Source organism: Pseudomonas sp. No.21, assembly GCF_054558415.1.
In genome coordinates, this window is the sequence record NZ_BAAJNO010000010.1 from 103,409 (window position 1) to 117,630 (window position 14,222).

Sequence of the window (14,222 nt, forward strand, 5' to 3'; positions counted from 1 at the left end):
GGCAGGCAAAGGAAAAGGGCGCCCCCAGGCGCCCTTTTTCATGCCCGCTGACTCAGCGGTTGAAGCGGTCCACCAACGAGTACTGGCCTTGCGCGGTGGTGGTCAGCTCTTCGCTCAGCAGCACGGTGCGCTGGGCCTCGCCGGAGGTCTGGTCGGCGAGCTGGGCGATGCTGCTGATGCTCTGGTTGATCTGCTCGGCCACGGCGCTCTGCTCCTCGGTGGCGGCGGCGATCTGGTCGGTCATCTGGGTGATGTTGGCCACCGCCTCGCTGATGCCCACCAGGGCCTGGTCGGCTTGCAGAACACGTTCCACGCCCTCGTCGGCCTGGCGGCGACCGGCCTCCATGGTGCGCACGGCCTCCTCGGCGGTCTTCTGCAGCTGGGCGATGAGCTGGTGGATCTGCCCGGTGGATTCGGCGGTGCGCTGCGCCAGCTGGCGCACCTCGTCGGCGACCACGGCGAAGCCGCGGCCCATCTCGCCGGCACGCGCCGCTTCGATGGCGGCGTTCAGTGCCAGCAGGTTGGTCTGATCGGCGATGCCCTTGATCACGTCGACCACGCCACCGATCTCGTTGCTGTCCTGGGCCAGGCGGGTAACGGTCTCGCCGGTCTCGCCCACCGCGCGCGACAGGCGCTCGATGGCCTCGCGGGTCTCGGCGGTGATGCTGCGGCCCTGGCCGGTGAGGCGGTTGGCTTCCTGGGTCGCGTCGGCGGTGCGTTGCACGTTGCTGGCCACTTCCTGGGTGGTCGAGGCCATCTGGTTCACGGCGGTGGCCACCTGCTCGGTCTCAACGCGCTGGCGTTCCAGCCCCTCGGAGCTGTTGTGGGCCAGTGCATCGGCTTCCCTGGCTTGCTCGGTGAGGTGTTCGGCGGTGTCCTGCAGGCGGGTCAGGCAGGTTTTCAGGCGCGCTTCCTGGCTGAGGATGGACATCTCCAGGCGTGCCTGGGCACCGCGGCTGTCGGTGTACATCTGCGCGATCAGCGGATCGGACGTGGTCTGTTCGGCCAGGTGCAGCAGGCGCTTGATGCCACGGTTCTGCCAGGCCAGCCCGCTAAGGCCTAGGGGCACGGAAAGCAGCGCGGCGAGGAGGAAGCCCCAGTGCGAGTTGAGCCAGGCCCCGATCATGAAGCCGATCTGGCTGATGAGGATGAAGGGCAACCAGTCCTGCACCACGGGCAACCAGCGATCGCGACCGGGAATGGCCGACTTGCCGGCATTGATGCGCTGGTACAGCGCCTCGGCGCGGCGGATCTGCTCGGCGGTGGGCTTGACCCGCACCGACTCGTAGCCGACCACCTGGCTGCCTTCGAAGATCGGCGTCACGTAGGCGTTGACCCAGTAGTGATCACCGTTCTTGCAGCGGTTCTTGACGATGCCCATCCACGGGCGGCCCTTCTTCAGGGTCGTCCACATGTGGGCGAAGACGGCAGGCGGGACGTCCGGGTGGCGCACCAGGTTGTGCGGCGAGCGGATCAGCTCGTCACGGCTGTAGCCGCTGATATCGGTGAAGGCTTCGTTGCAATAGGTGATCACGCCCTTGCTGTCCGTCGTGGAGATCAGACGTTGCTGGGGAGGGAAAGTACGTTCGCGTTGAGTGACTGGCTGATTGTTTCTCATAGTGTTCTTCCGCAAGGCTTGGAGCGGGTATCGGCCTGCACGCACCAAAGTTGAGCCGAAAATTTCTGTGAAGTGTATCTAAGACTTTACGCTCCACTATCGGGAATTTTTCCCGCGAATGGCGCTCTAGAGCCTTCGCGGTGGCACGGCCGCACTGGTGAAGTGTTCAGCGCAGGCGCTGGAACATCCCGGGGTAGTCTTCCACCAGGCCGTCGGCAGCCAGCCTGAGCACTGCATGGAAGCCACTGCCGTCCAGGTTCTGGTACAGCAGGTGGCGTGCGTCCAGGCGGGTGTAGGCCTGATGCATCACGCGCACTTCGAGCGTGGGCGCCTCGATGAAGACGACGGCGATTTCCTCGCGCTGATCGTGCGCCAGGCCGAGACGCCAGGCGGCCGGGCTGTTGGTGAAGGGCGTCGGCCAGAGGTCGAGGTCCTGGCAACCGTCCAGCGTTCGCAGGCGATTGCCTGGCCCGTCGCGCCATTCGTTGCGGGGATTGCGGCGCAGGTGCAGCTCGCGCACGCCGAACCCGCCTTCGACGCGGATGTGGCAGCGCCTGGGTCGCCAGCGCTCGTCGAAATCCATCCGATAGACCAGGCGATAGGGCTCGCCCCCTTCATCGAAGGCCAGCATCGAGGCGTCCGCCTGCCTTCCGTCCAGGCGCAGCTGTTCGAGCCCCCTGGCCGGGGCCTGGTCGTTCCAGATGTGCTGCCACAGCGCAGTGGCCTTCATCCTTCACTCCTTGGCGGTGGGGCGGCGCAGCACCAGGTAGAGCAGCGGGCCGATGGACGCGAACACGGCCGTCACCAGGTAGAAGGGCAGCAGGTAGAGCAGCCCGCGTCCCTGGCGGCGGTTGTCCTGGTACATCCAGATGCCGATCAGGCCGCAGGCGAGGTAGAGATCGATCACCACCTGTGCCGTATCCGGGCGGCTCATCAACTGGGCGCCGAACTCAAGCAGCGGTTGTTCGCTGATGGACATGACATGGAGGGTATAGCCGCCGAAGGCGACCAGGGCGAGGAGAGCGGACAGGCGCGCAAGCATGGTGACGTCCTTGTTATGAGTTGAACGCGGACGATAGAACGGCTGCGTCGCCTGCGCAGCGGGCCGATTGTCGCAGCCGGGGGATCAGTCCAGCAGCAGGCCGGCGCGCTTGTACTTCGGCAGTTTTGCGACCACCAGTTGGTGAGAGCGAGTCAGCGCTGCGCGCAGCTCTTCATCGCCCACCGAAGGCGGCATGGCCAGGGTCACCCAGTGGGCGCGGGCGAGGTAGGGGGCCGGACGGATGCCGGGGCGGTCGACGTAGCCGAGGAACAGGTCGGCGTCCACCTTGAAGGCCAGGTCGCTGCCGAGGAAGTCGAGGATCGCGAACATCTTGTTCTCGGCCACCGAGAACACCCGGTTGCTGCCCCACTTGAGGTCTTCACGGGCGCCCGGCAGTTGCAGGCAGAAGGCGGCTATTTCATCGGCAGTCATGGGCGTTCCTTCAGGAGAGGCGATCCGGCGCGCCACGTTCGTCGACGCGCAGCAGGTAGAGGCCGAGCAGCATACCTGCCAGGGCCATGCCGGCGGCAACCATGAAGATGGCGCCGAAGCCGAACCCCGTGGCGATGACCCCCATCAGCGGCCCGGCGATGCCCAGCGCGAGGTCGAAGAACACCGCGTAGGCGCCCAGGGCCGAGCTGCGGCTGGAGGCGGGAATGCGCGAGATGGCCTCGACGCCCAGCGCCGGGTACACCAGCGACAGGCCGAAGCCGGTCAGCGCCGCCCCGCAGAGGGTCAGCCAGGGTTGCGGGGCGAGCCACAGCAGGAGCAGGCCGAGGCTTTCGATGCCCAGGCAGGCGATGGCCACCCGGTAGCCGCCACGGCTGTTGATGGCACCGGCGAACAGCAGCCGCGCACCGATGAAGGCGCAGCCGAAGGCGGTCAGGCACCAGGCGGCGCCGTCCCAGCCGCGGCTGGCGTAGTAGAGAGTGACGAAGGTGGCCAGGGTGCCGAAGCCGATGGAGCCCAGGGCCAGCGCCGTGCCGTTGGGGGCGATGCGCAGGAAGACGTTGCGAAATGGCAGGCGCACGCCCTGGACGATGGGGGCGGCTTCCTTGTTCCAGGCCAGTGCCAGGGCGCCGAGCCCGAGCAGGGCGATCAGCGCGCCCATGCTCCATAGCCCCATGCCCCCCACCATCAGCACCCCCAGTGGCGCGCCCAGGGCCACGGCGCCATAGGAGGCGATGCCATTCCAGGAGATGACCCGCGCCGTGTTCTCGGCACCGACCCGCCCGATGCCCCAGCTGATGGAGCCGGTGCCCACCAGGCCCTGGGCCACGCCGAGGGCGACGCGCCCGGCCAGCAGCAGCGCCATGCTCAGGGTGGGGAACTGCTGCAGCGAGGTGGAGGCCAGGGTCAGCACGCCACTCAGCGCACAGCCGGCGAGTCCGTAGAGCACGGCGCGCTTGGGCCCCTGGCGGTCGGCCACGGCGCCGGACACGGGCCGGGAGAGCAGGGTGGAGGCGTACTGGGTGCTGATGACGATGCCCGCCAGCACCGAGCCGTAGCCGAGGTCGTTGTGCACGTAACCCGGGAGCACGGCCAGCGGCAGGCCGATGCAGAGGAAGCTGATGAAGGTGAAGAAGACGATGGAGACGATCTGCAAGGTGACGGTGGTCGCAGACTGCTCGGCGGCACTCATGGGGGCTTGTCCGGGTGGGGCTGGGAGAGGCGCCATCATCGCGCAGCCTGGAGGTGGAAGAAAGCTAGCTAACTATCTGTCTTCCTCTCTCGAGCGCGGGCTTCAGATCGGCAGCAGCCCCTCTGCCTGGCAGGCCTCGGTCAGGTGCTCGATCCAGGCGCGCACGGCCGGCAGCATGCCGCGTCTATGGGTATAGACCGCCTGCAGGTTGCCGCCCGGCAGTTCCCAGCCCGGCAGCAGGCGCACCAGGGTGCCGGCTTCCAGCTCCTGCTGGCAGTTCATCTGCGGCAGCATGGTCATGCCCAGGCCCTGCAGCGCGGCGAGCTTGCGGATCTCGAAGTCCTCGATGCTCAGGCGCGCTTCCAGGACGATGTCACGTCGATTGCCGCGGCTGTCGCGCAGCAGGTAGTGCAGGCGGCGATCGGTCTCCAGGGCGCCGAGCGCCGGCAACCGGTGCAGGTCATCCGGGCCATTCAGGGTCACGCCCTCGAGCAGGCTTGGCGCGCATACCAGCATGGCGCGGGCGGGGCTCAGCTGGCGGCAGATCAGCGAGGGGTCCTCGTCGTCCTGTTCACGTACCCGCAGCGCCACGTCGACGCCTTCGTTGACCAGGTCGATGCGGCGGTTGCTCAGCATCACTTCCAGCTGCACCTGCGGGTAGCGCTGGAGGAAACTGGGGAACACATGGCGCAGGCGCATGCGCGCCACCTCGGTGGGGCAGGACACGCGGATGCGCCCGCGCGGTTCGCTGGTCAGCGAAGCCACGGCTTCGTCGGCCTGCTCGGCCTCCAGCAGCATCGCCTGGCAATGGCGCAGGTAGCGTTCGCCGACATCGGTCAGTGCCAGCTTGCGTGTGGTGCGCTGCAGCAGGCGGGCGCCGAGGCGGGTTTCCAGCTCGGCGATGCGCCGGGACAGGCGCGACTTGGGGATGCCCAGCAGGCGTCCGGCCGCAGCGAAGCCGCCGTGCTCGACGACTTTGGCGAAGTAGAAGAGGTCGTTGAGGTCTTGCATGAATGTCGTCCTGTGGAAGGGACGAACTATGGCATCGGCGGGGAATCGCGCGCCACGGATTTCATCGACGGGACAATCGCGCGCGGCTGCACACGGCGCCCACCGCGGGTGTATCGTGGAGCGTCGCCGGCACTTCGCCCGGCCGGTCCCCTGCCATCACGGAGTCAGCACCCATGTCCTTGTCCATGTACGAGGCTTCCATCCCGGTCTTCACCCGCATGCTCGGCAACCTCTCCGCCATCCTCGAAAAAGCTGCCGCCCATGCCGAGGCGCAAGGCATCGATCCGGGGGTATTCATCTCCGCGCGCCTGGCGCCGGACATGTTCCCCCTGGCGCGCCAGGTACAGATCGCCACCGACTCGGCGAAAGGCTGCGCGGCCCGCCTCGCGCAGCTGGAAGTGCCGTCCTTCGCCGATACCGAGGCGAGCTTCCCGGAATTGCAGGAGCGCATCGCGCGCACCCTTGGCCTCATCCGCGAGATCCGCCCGGAGCAGCTCGAGGGCAGTGCGGCGCGCACCGTGGTGCTGAAGATGCGCGGCAACGAGATCAGCTTCACCGGGCAGGACTTCCTGCTCAATTTCTCCCTGCCGAATTTCTATTTCCACCTCACCACCGCCTACAACATCCTGCGCCACAACGGCGTGAAGATCGGCAAGATGGATTTCCTCGGCGGCATCTGACGGCTGCCCCCGCGCCACGCGCCTGTGGCGCGATCCATGCAACGCGAGTAGCGCCGGCGGAGTGGTCCGTCGGCGTTGCCGGCTCAAGGAACGAAGCAAGGCGCAATTGATGGCAGGCACGCCCGATTCCTGAACCTGGAACGGAAGGTGAGCACCATGTTGGTTCGTCTTTCTGCAGTACTGGCCCTGGCGTCGCTGCTGGTGGCGCTCCCCGTATTCGGCGCACAGGCGGTCGGCGTGCATCGCCTGGTCCTCACCGATCCGGTGGACGAGCAGCGCGAGATGAGCGCGGTCGCCTTCTACCCGGCAGCGGGTGAGCCCACGCTTACCGAGCTCGGCCTATACCAGGTCGACGCCGGCCTGGATGCCCCCATCGCCGGCGGCCGTTTCCCGCTGGTGCTGCTGTCGCACGGCAACGGCGGCTCGCCCCTGGCCCACCACGACCTGGCCACCGCACTGGCGCGGCGTGGGTTCGTCGTGCTGGCGGTGCTGCACACCGGTGACAACTACAAGGACCAGAGCCGCAGCGGCACCCTGAGCAACCTCTACGGGCGCCCGCTGCAGCTGACCGCCGCCATCGACGCCGCCGAGCAGGACCCGGTGCTGGCCGGCAGCCTGGATACCGAGCGGGTCGGGGTGATCGGCTACTCGGCCGGTGGCGAGACGGCGCTGATCCTCGCCGGCGCGCAGCCCGAGCCCGAACGCCTGCGCGCCTACTGCCGGCAGTGGCCCGAAGACAGCGACGCCTGCGGGCATGCCGGCGAACTGATCTCCGACCGCGACGACCTTGAAGCCATCGCCGATTCACGGGTCAGAGCGCTGATGCTGATGGCGCCGCTGGGCCTGATGTTCGGCCGCAAGGAACTGGAGCCGGTGCAGGTGCCGGTGCTGCTCTATTCCGGCGACGACGACCGCACCCTGCAGCTGGAGCAGAACGCCGGCGCCCTGCAGCGCAGGCTGCCGAACCCGCCGGATTTCCGCCTGCTTCCAGGGGCGGGGCACTTCGTGTTCATGGCGCCGTGCTCGGCCGAGATGGACGCCATGCTGCCGCAGCTGTGCCAGGACGCCGAGGGTGTCGACCGGGTCGCCATCCACCGCGAGCTGAACGCCGAGGCGGTGCGCTTCTTCACCCAGACCCTGAGCGACCTGCAGACCTCATCGCGCTGAGGCGCCGTTTCGTCTCATGGATGGGACGGTGCATCGCATTTTTGCCGACTAATAAGGCTTTCGCTTCGTGGATAGGATTCTCCCCACTTCGATCACATCCGGTGATCGCCAGATCAGGGGATACCCATGAAACTTCTGCACCTCGATTCCAGCATCCTCGGCGACGCCTCCGCCTCCCGCCAACTGAGCCGCGCCGTGGTGCAGGCCTGGCAGGCCGCCCATGCCGGCGTCCAGCTCAGCTACCGTGACCTCGCCACCGACGCCTACGCCCACCTTTCCGCTGCCAGCCTGGTGGCCGGCGGGACCCCGGCGGAACTGCGCGACGCTGCGCAGAAGGCCGAGGTGAAGCTGGCCGAGGAAACCCTCGCCGAATTCCTCGCCGCCGACGCCATCGTCATCGGTGCGCCGATGTACAACTTCACCGTGCCGACCCAGCTCAAGGCCTGGATCGACCGCATCGCCGTCGCCGGCAAGACCTTCGCCTATGACGAGAACGGCCCCAAGGGCCTCGCCGGTGGCAAGAAGGTGGTGATCGTCTCCACCGCCGGTGGCATCCATGCCGGCCAGCCCAGCGGCCAGGCCCATGAGGCCTACCTGGTGCAGGTGCTGAACTTCCTCGGCATCACCGACATCGAGATCGTCCGTGCCGAAGGCCTGGCCTACGGTGAAGACCCCCGCGCCAACGCCATCAAGGGCGCCCAGCAGCGCATCGGCGAGCTGTTCGTCGCCGCCTGAGCCCGCTGAAAACACGAAGCCCCGCATGTGCGGGGCTTCGTCGTTTCTGAAGGCTTGTCGTCAGCGGCGGACCTGTTTCAGCGTCTCGGCGATGAGGAAGGCCAGCTCCAGCGACTGGTCGGCGTTCAGGCGCGGGTCGCAGTGGGTGTGGTAGCGGTCGGAGAGGCCGTCCTCGGTGATCGGACGGGCGCCGCCGATGCATTCGGTGACGTTCTGCCCGGTCATCTCGATGTGGATGCCGCCGGCATGGCTGCCCTCGGCCTGGTGCACCTGGAAGAACTGCTTCACCTCGGAAAGGATGATGGCGAAGTCGCGGGTCTTGTAGCCGCTGGAGGCCTTGATGGTGTTGCCGTGCATCGGGTCCGAGCTCCACAGCACCTTGCGGCCTTCGGCCTGCACGGTGCGGATCAGCCGCGGCAGGTGCTCGCCGACCTTCTCGGCCCCCATGCGCACGATGAGGTTGAGTCGGCCCGGGTCGTTGTCCGGGTTGAGGATGTCGATCAGGCGGATCAGGTCTTCGCTCGGCATGCTCGGGCCGACCTTGACGCCGATGGGGTTGCCGACGCCGCGCAGGAACTCGACGTGGGCGCCGTCCAGCTGGCGGGTGCGGTCGCCGATCCAGAGCATGTGGGCGGAGCAGTCGTACCAGCCGCCGGTGAGGCTGTCGCGGCGCACGAAGGCCTGTTCGTAGTTCAGCAGCAGCGCTTCGTGGGCGGTGAAGAAGCTCGCCTCGCGCAGTTGCGGGGCGCTGTCCAGGCCGCAGGCGCGCATGAAGGCCAGGGTCTCGTCGATGCGGTCGGCGAGCTGGCTGTACTTCTCCGTCAGCGCCGAGTTGGCGATGAAGTCGAGGTTCCACTGGTGCACCTGGTGCACGTCGGCGAAGCCGCCCTGAGCGAAGGCGCGCAGCAGGTTGAGGCTGGCGGTGGACTGGTGGTAGGCCTGCAGCAGGCGCTCCGGGTCCGGTGCGCGGCTGGCGGCGTCGAAGCCGATGCCGTTGACGATGTCGCCCCGGTAGGCGGGCAGGGTGACGCCGCCGATGGTCTCGTCATCGGCCGAGCGCGGCTTGGCGAACTGGCCGGCCATGCGCCCCACCTTCACCACCGGGCAGCCGGCGGCGAAGGTCATGACGATGGCCATCTGCAGCAGCACCTTGAAGGTGTCGCGGATCTTCGCGGCGGAGAACTCGGCGAAGCTCTCCGCGCAATCGCCCCCTTGGAGGAGGAAGGCGCGGCCTTCGGTGACTTCGCTGAACTGGCGGCGCAGCTCGCGTGCCTCGCCGGCGAACACCAGGGGCGGGTAGCTGGCCAGGGTCTGCTCGACCTGGGCCAGGCGCGCGGCGTCCGGGTAGGTCGGCTGTTGCAGGATCGGCTTGGTTCTCCAGCTTTCCGGGCTCCAGTCTGCGCTGGACGACAAGTTGCTCATCAGGGTCTCGATCAGGGCTGTGTGGCGGATGGCGCATGGTAACCGAAAGGCCTCGCGCTGCCAGCGCTTCAGGCACGCCAGGCGAGCAGCACGCCGCAGAGGCACAGCAAGAGGTGGATGGCGGTGCGGAAGTACCGTTCGGCCACGCGGTGGTGCAGCCACTCGCCCGCCAGCACGCCGATGGCCAGCAGCGGCAGGTAGAGCGCCAGGTGGGGCAGGGCGGGCACCAGGCGGCCGTCCACCAGGAAGGCCAGGCTGAGCAGGCCGTTGAGGCCGAGCCAGACGCAGGCGAGGGTGGCCCGCAGGCGCGCCTTGCCCAGGGGTGTCGCGGCCAGCGCGTAGACCAGCAACGGGCCACCCGAGGCGAACAGGCCGTGGCAGAGGCCGCCGGCGCCGATCTGCAGGCGGGTCATCCAGAGGGGCGTGCGGCCCCGGGGACGCTCGTGCCTCTGCCGCCACAGCTCGCGCAGGGCGAACCCGAGGATCAGCACGCCGAAGCCCCGCTTCAGCGCGCCGCCATCGAGCCAGGGCAGCAGGGCGTAGCCGAGCAGGGTGCCGACGAGCATGGCCGGCAGGATGCCGCCCAGCAGCAGCGGCCAGTCCGCCAGGTGCCGGTAGCGCCAGGCGAGGTAGCCGCTCATCAGCAGGTTCAGCGGCACCAGCACCGGCAGCAACCGGTCGATCGGCAGCAGCAGGGCGCCGAGGGACAGGGCGACCACCGTGCTGCCGAAGCCGGTGACGGCTTCCAGGCCATAGGCGAAGAGGATGAACAGGCCCAGCCAGAGCCAGGCATCGCCGGCCACCTCAGGCCAGCGCGGGGGCGTCGGCGGGCTGTTCGCGCAGGTCGCGGCGCAGCTCGTCGATATGCCGCTTCACGCGGCTGCGGTAGCTGTCCTTGTGCACGTAGTAGGCCATGCGCTCCAGCTCCAGGTAGGCGTAGCCGCCATCCAGGCGCTGCCCGGCGCGCTCGGCCTTGAGGCGACGCAAGCCTGCGGCCGAGGCGCTGCCGGCCCGGCACTGGCGGATGAACAGCGCCACCAGCTCGGCCTGCTCGGCGCGGCCCTGCCAGCCGAGGCCCGACGCTTCCACCATGCCCATCATGAACAGGTCGTCGTACTGCGGATGGAAGATGTTCAGGTACAGCTGCGGGGCCCCGGCGCGCTCGGGCCAGTTCAGCTCCTCGCGGGCGATGAAGGGGTAGTCCAGCTTGTAGCCCGTGGCCTGGAGGATGAGGTCGTAGTCCGCCCGGCTGCCGTCGCAGAACACCACCTGGCGGCCTTCGACGCTGGCCAGGTCGGGCCGCGCCCTGATGTCCCCGTGGCCGAGGTGGTGCAGCACCAGGGAGTTCACCACCGGGTGGGATTCGTAGAGGCGGTAGTCCGGGTCGGGCAGGCCGTAGTCGGAGGGCTTGCCGATGAGGGCGCGGATCAGGGCGCCGTCGATGCGCTGCTTGAGCGGGCGTGGCAGCTTCACCGCGCCGCCGAAGGTGTCGATGGGGCGGCCGAGGAGGAACTTGGGCAGGAAGTAGTAGCCACGGCGTACCGAGATGTCGACCGAGCGGGCGCGGTGCACGGCATCGACGGCGATGTCGCAGGCCGAGTTGCCGCAGCCGATCACCAGCACGCGCTTGCCCTCGAACAGCGCCGGGGAGCGGTAGTCGGCCGAATGCAGCAGCTCGCCGTCGAAGCGGCCGGGCAGCTCCGGCTGGTTGGGCGCATGCAGGGTGCCGTTGGCGATGAGCACGCCATCCACCTGCCATTCGCGGCGTTCGCCGTTGCGCTCGCTGGTGAGCTTCCAGCCCTTGTCCTGGCGCTCCAGCGACTGGACGCGGGTACCGAACTGGTAGTGCTCGCGCAGGCCGAAATGCCCGGCGTAATCGCGGAAGTAGCGACGCATCTCGCTGTGGTGCGGGTAGGGCGCCACGTCGTCGGCCATCGGGAATTCGCTGAACTCGGTGGTGCGCTTGGAGGAGATCAGGTGCGCGGACTCGTACATGGTGCTGTGGGGGTTGTCGATGTCCCAGAGCCCGCCCACGTCATCGTGCAATTCGAAGCCGACGAAGGGGATTCCATGCTTCTGCAACTGGCGGGCCGCGCAAAGGCCCATGGGGCCGGCGCCGATGATGGCGTACATGAGTGGGATGCACCTCTTGGCTGTTATTCTTCTCGGGTTTTTTCGGGCAGCGGCTGGCGGGTCCTGCGGCGTGCCCGGATTATGGCGAGGTGAGGGCACCTCGCTTCAATGGCAAACGGCGCCTTTGTGGCGTGCTCCTGGTGCGAAATGTCACGGGGGCGGATTGGGGAGTGGTGATGCGCGAGGAGCGTTTGCTGGCGGAGGTGCATGACGAGTTCGGCGTCATCCGCGTGCTGGAAGTGGGTGAGTACCGGTTTCTCGAATTCGGCGAGGCGGTGGAGCAGAGCTGCGTCTTCACGGCCGATCCTTCCTGGCTGGAGTACGACTACACCCGTGCCATGCTGCTGGGCGCGCTGTGCCACGAGTACCCGGAGAGCGCACTGTTCCTCGGCCTGGGAGCCGGCACCCTGACCCAGGCGTGCATGAAGTTCCTGCCGCTGGACGATGTGGAAGTGGTCGAGCTGCGTCCCGAGGTGCCGCGCCTGGCCATGGAATACCTCGGCCTCGACGACGACCCGCGCCTCACGGTGCGCATCGGCGATGCCCTGGATTTGCTGGACAGCGCCGAGACCGCCGACCTGATCTTCGTCGATCTCTACACCGACACCGGCCCCGGCGTCGGCCACCTCGCCTGGCGCTTCCTGGAAAACTGCCAGAAGCGCCTCAACCCCGGTGGCTGGCTGGTGATCAACCAGTGGGCCGGCAACGACGGTCGTCCGCTGGGCGCTGCCCTGCTGCGCGGGTTGTACCACCGGCATTACTGGGAGTGCCCGGTGAAGGAGGGCAACGTCATCCTCATCGTCCCCGCCGATCTCGAGCAGACGCTGGACATCGAGGCCCTGGCCGCCCGCTGCGACGCCTTGGCGCCGCGCCTGGGCTACTCGCTGCAACCCCTGCTGGATGTGCTGCGCCCGGCGACCTGATCGCCCGGGTCGATCTCGACCGTCTTCGCGAAACCTTCCAGTGCCTGGGCGGCTTCGTGCGGCCTGGCTTGCAGCAGGCCGTGCGGGGCCTCCAGCCGCAGGCAGCGAAAGTCCCCTGGATACCCTTCGATGAGCCGGACAGCATCCGCTGGCACCAGCCGATCCTCCGCCGCCTGCAGGTACAGCAGCGGCACCTGGATTCGCTGCAGCTGCCCGGCGGCATCCACATCCAGCACCGCGCGCAGCCGGGCCTGCAGGGTCGCCGATGGCAACGGCGCCAGTGCGTCGGCCAGTGCCTGGTCAAGGGCCGGGGTGGCGAACCGGCCCAGCAGCAACCGGCTCAACAGGGCGCGGGGAGCCAGCCGGGGAGACACAAGCGGCAGCAGGCCGCTCAACCACGCGAGGCCCGGGCGAGGGTTGCGGACGAAGGTGCAGCAGAGCACCAGGCCCAGCAGCCCGGCGGGGCGTTCGGCCGCGAGGCTGACGGCGATGGGCCCGGAGAAGGATTCGCCGAGCAGGATGAACGGCCTGCCAACGGGCAGTTGCTGCCGGACTTGCTCCATCAATGGCGCATAGCCCAGTGGTTGCTCCGGCGGATAGCGCACGACCTGCGTGTGCAGGTCGTTGCCCAGTGCGTGGATCAGGGGAGCGAACAGCTTGCCGCTGCCGTCCATGCCCGGCAGCAGCACCAGCGTGATTCCCGACAGCTTCAGCGCCCCTTGAACTCGCCCGGGCGGCGTTCGAGCATCGCCCGGACGCCTTCCTGGGCATCTTCGGAGCCCAGCAGGCGCTTGGCGACCACCGACAGGTTGCGGGCGGCCGCCTCTTCGCCTTCGCTCACCGTCTGGCGCGCGGACGCGAGGGTGGCCTGGATGCCGAGGGGGGCCTGGGCGGCAACCCGTTCGGCCAGCCAGAGCGCACGGGGCATCAGCTCTTCACTGGCCAGTACCTCTTGCACCAGGCCCAGGCGATAGGCCTCGTGGGCGTCGAACTCGTCGCCGGTGAGCAGCCAGCGCATGGCATTGCCCCAGCCGGCGGCCTGGTGCAGGCGCAAGGTGGCACCGGCGAACGGGAAGATGCCGCGCTGCACCTCCATTTGCGCGAAACGGGTGTTGCTGGCGCAGAGGTTGATGTCGGCGGCCAGCATCAGCTCGATGCCGATGGTGAAGCAGTAGCCCTGTACGGCCAGGATCAGTGGCTTGGAAAGGCGCTCGCCACCGAAGGTGCCCCAGGGGTCGACCGCGCCCTGCGGCAATTGCCAGCCGTTCCTGAAGGTCTCGGCGACGTTGGCCAGGTCCAGCCCCGCGGTGAAGTGCTCGCCATGGGCGAAGACCAGCGCGCAGCGCGCGTCGTCATCGCGCTCGTATTCGCCCAGTGCCGTGACCAGGTCATCGAGCATCGCCTGGTCGAAGGCATTGCGCTTGGCGGTACGGTCCAGTCCGAGCAGCAGGACGTGGCCGCGTTTTTCACGGCTAACGCGGCCAGGGGTGGCTTGGGTCATGGGTGTGTCCTTTGGCGTAGAGGGGCGGGGGCTTGGAGGATATAGCCGGGGCGTCGGTCGTTGTCCACGAGGGAATGACCGTCCGGCGGCGTTGATGACGAACATGTGAAAAACACGCGCGACGGTCAGCTTTTTCCGGTATGATTCGCGCCGGCCATAACCGGCCCCGTTCAGGAACTGCATTTTTCGAGGCATTCGCCTTCGGCTGCACCGTCCGCTTCGCGGACTACCCTTGACGTTACATCCATATCAATAAGCAACTCGCAAATTCTCTCCCAGGCTGCCAGGGTGACCCACAAGGTCTTTCGGCATATGCAGCTCTGGGATTTGGGTCTTTGCGGATGCACA

At 67.9% G+C, this 14,222-nt stretch carries 15 protein-coding genes; 4 read left to right on the forward strand and 11 right to left on the reverse strand.

All coding sequences use genetic code 11. The features are described from left to right. Window positions 1-52: 52 nt before the first annotated feature. The 6 genes from ACYJSS_RS21270 to ACYJSS_RS21295 all read right to left on the reverse strand — a co-directional run bounded on the left by ACYJSS_RS21270 (window position 53) and on the right by ACYJSS_RS21295 (window position 5,313). On the reverse strand, window positions 53-1,618 hold the full coding sequence (locus tag ACYJSS_RS21270) for a methyl-accepting chemotaxis protein (RefSeq protein ID WP_236204981.1): 1,566 nt from the start codon (window positions 1,616-1,618) through the stop codon (window positions 53-55). A gap of 166 nt (window positions 1,619-1,784) precedes the next feature. Beyond that, window positions 1,785-2,348 carry a putative glycolipid-binding domain-containing protein gene (locus tag ACYJSS_RS21275; protein WP_236204982.1) on the reverse strand — a complete coding sequence of 188 codons (564 nt, stop codon included), beginning with the start codon at window positions 2,346-2,348 and terminating at the stop codon, window positions 1,785-1,787. 3 nt (window positions 2,349-2,351) lie between these two features. After that, complete coding sequence (locus ACYJSS_RS21280) at window positions 2,352-2,660, reverse strand: DUF2834 domain-containing protein (protein ID WP_111260384.1); 309 nt, start codon at window positions 2,658-2,660, stop codon at window positions 2,352-2,354. Window positions 2,661-2,744: 84 nt separating this feature from the next. Continuing rightward, a complete protein-coding gene (locus ACYJSS_RS21285; RefSeq protein WP_111260383.1) occupies window positions 2,745-3,092 on the reverse strand; it encodes an MmcQ/YjbR family DNA-binding protein in 348 nt (115 codons plus the stop codon). A 10-nt stretch (window positions 3,093-3,102) separates the two neighbouring features. Then, window positions 3,103-4,302, reverse strand: a complete 1,200-nt coding sequence (locus tag ACYJSS_RS21290) for an MFS transporter (protein WP_111260382.1) — start codon at window positions 4,300-4,302, stop codon at window positions 3,103-3,105. 102 nt (window positions 4,303-4,404) lie between these two features. Continuing rightward, a complete protein-coding gene (locus tag ACYJSS_RS21295; protein ID WP_111260381.1) occupies window positions 4,405-5,313 on the reverse strand; it encodes a LysR substrate-binding domain-containing protein in 909 nt (302 codons plus the stop codon). Between the two features lie 173 nt (window positions 5,314-5,486). Between ACYJSS_RS21295 and ACYJSS_RS21300 the strand changes: the two genes are divergently transcribed. The 3 genes from ACYJSS_RS21300 to ACYJSS_RS21310 all read left to right on the forward strand — a co-directional run bounded on the left by ACYJSS_RS21300 (window position 5,487) and on the right by ACYJSS_RS21310 (window position 7,895). Then, window positions 5,487-5,993, forward strand: coding sequence for a DUF1993 domain-containing protein (locus tag ACYJSS_RS21300; RefSeq protein WP_111260380.1), 507 nt, complete (start codon window positions 5,487-5,489; stop codon window positions 5,991-5,993). 159 nt (window positions 5,994-6,152) lie between these two features. Then, entirely contained in the window at window positions 6,153-7,160 is a 1,008-nt protein-coding gene (locus ACYJSS_RS21305; protein ID WP_371921680.1) for an alpha/beta hydrolase family protein, read from the forward strand. Window positions 7,161-7,286: 126 nt separating this feature from the next. Beyond that, window positions 7,287-7,895: an FMN-dependent NADH-azoreductase gene (locus tag ACYJSS_RS21310; protein WP_111260379.1), complete on the forward strand. Its 609-nt coding sequence runs from the start codon at window positions 7,287-7,289 to the stop codon at window positions 7,893-7,895. 60 nt (window positions 7,896-7,955) lie between these two features. On the opposite strand, the gene ACYJSS_RS21315 is transcribed toward ACYJSS_RS21310, so the two are convergent. The 3 genes from ACYJSS_RS21315 to ACYJSS_RS21325 form a co-directional block, all read right to left on the reverse strand. Continuing rightward, entirely contained in the window at window positions 7,956-9,317 is a 1,362-nt protein-coding gene (locus ACYJSS_RS21315) for a class II 3-deoxy-7-phosphoheptulonate synthase (RefSeq protein WP_111260378.1), read from the reverse strand. A 68-nt stretch (window positions 9,318-9,385) separates the two neighbouring features. Further along, window positions 9,386-10,120 (reverse strand): sulfite exporter TauE/SafE family protein, encoded by a 735-nt coding sequence (locus tag ACYJSS_RS21320; protein WP_111260377.1) that lies wholly within the window; start codon window positions 10,118-10,120, stop codon window positions 9,386-9,388. A gap of 1 nt (window position 10,121) precedes the next feature. After that, window positions 10,122-11,450: a flavin-containing monooxygenase gene (locus tag ACYJSS_RS21325; RefSeq protein ID WP_111260376.1), complete on the reverse strand. Its 1,329-nt coding sequence runs from the start codon at window positions 11,448-11,450 to the stop codon at window positions 10,122-10,124. A gap of 176 nt (window positions 11,451-11,626) precedes the next feature. Between ACYJSS_RS21325 and ACYJSS_RS21330 the strand changes: the two genes are divergently transcribed. Continuing rightward, the gene (locus ACYJSS_RS21330) at window positions 11,627-12,373 is read left to right on the forward strand and encodes a spermidine synthase (RefSeq protein ID WP_111260375.1); all 747 of its coding nucleotides are present in this window, start codon (window positions 11,627-11,629) and stop codon (window positions 12,371-12,373) included. On the opposite strand, the gene ACYJSS_RS21335 is transcribed toward ACYJSS_RS21330, so the two are convergent. After that, window positions 12,328-13,062, reverse strand: a complete 735-nt coding sequence (locus tag ACYJSS_RS21335) for an alpha/beta fold hydrolase (protein WP_236204983.1) — start codon at window positions 13,060-13,062, stop codon at window positions 12,328-12,330. The two genes, ACYJSS_RS21330 and ACYJSS_RS21335, sit on opposite strands and share 46 nt — an antisense overlap. 20 nt (window positions 13,063-13,082) lie before the next feature. Next, on the reverse strand, window positions 13,083-13,874 hold the full coding sequence (locus ACYJSS_RS21340; RefSeq protein ID WP_111260374.1) for a crotonase/enoyl-CoA hydratase family protein: 792 nt from the start codon (window positions 13,872-13,874) through the stop codon (window positions 13,083-13,085). Between the last annotated feature and the right edge of the window lie 348 nt (window positions 13,875-14,222).

What these genes read in the sequence shown, in the direction of transcription:
- ACYJSS_RS21280 (WP_111260384.1), bottom strand. Translation starts at nt 2,660, where the DNA reads ATGCTTGCGCGCCTGTCCGCTCTCCTCGCCCTGGTCGCCTTCGGCGGC.
- ACYJSS_RS21285 (WP_111260383.1), bottom strand. Translation starts at nt 3,092, where the DNA reads ATGACTGCCGATGAAATAGCCGCCTTCTGCCTGCAACTGCCGGGCGCC.
- ACYJSS_RS21310 (WP_111260379.1), top strand. Translation starts at nt 7,287, where the DNA reads ATGAAACTTCTGCACCTCGATTCCAGCATCCTCGGCGACGCCTCCGCC.
- ACYJSS_RS21275 (WP_236204982.1), bottom strand. Translation starts at nt 2,348, where the DNA reads ATGAAGGCCACTGCGCTGTGGCAGCACATCTGGAACGACCAGGCCCCG.
- ACYJSS_RS21270 (WP_236204981.1), bottom strand. Translation starts at nt 1,618, where the DNA reads ATGAGAAACAATCAGCCAGTCACTCAACGCGAACGTACTTTCCCTCCC.
- ACYJSS_RS21330 (WP_111260375.1), top strand. Translation starts at nt 11,627, where the DNA reads ATGCGCGAGGAGCGTTTGCTGGCGGAGGTGCATGACGAGTTCGGCGTC.
- ACYJSS_RS21325 (WP_111260376.1), bottom strand. Translation starts at nt 11,450, where the DNA reads ATGTACGCCATCATCGGCGCCGGCCCCATGGGCCTTTGCGCGGCCCGC.
- ACYJSS_RS21300 (WP_111260380.1), top strand. Translation starts at nt 5,487, where the DNA reads ATGTCCTTGTCCATGTACGAGGCTTCCATCCCGGTCTTCACCCGCATG.
- ACYJSS_RS21290 (WP_111260382.1), bottom strand. Translation starts at nt 4,302, where the DNA reads ATGAGTGCCGCCGAGCAGTCTGCGACCACCGTCACCTTGCAGATCGTC.
- ACYJSS_RS21340 (WP_111260374.1), bottom strand. Translation starts at nt 13,874, where the DNA reads ATGACCCAAGCCACCCCTGGCCGCGTTAGCCGTGAAAAACGCGGCCAC.
- ACYJSS_RS21295 (WP_111260381.1), bottom strand. Translation starts at nt 5,313, where the DNA reads ATGCAAGACCTCAACGACCTCTTCTACTTCGCCAAAGTCGTCGAGCAC.
- ACYJSS_RS21315 (WP_111260378.1), bottom strand. Translation starts at nt 9,317, where the DNA reads ATGAGCAACTTGTCGTCCAGCGCAGACTGGAGCCCGGAAAGCTGGAGA.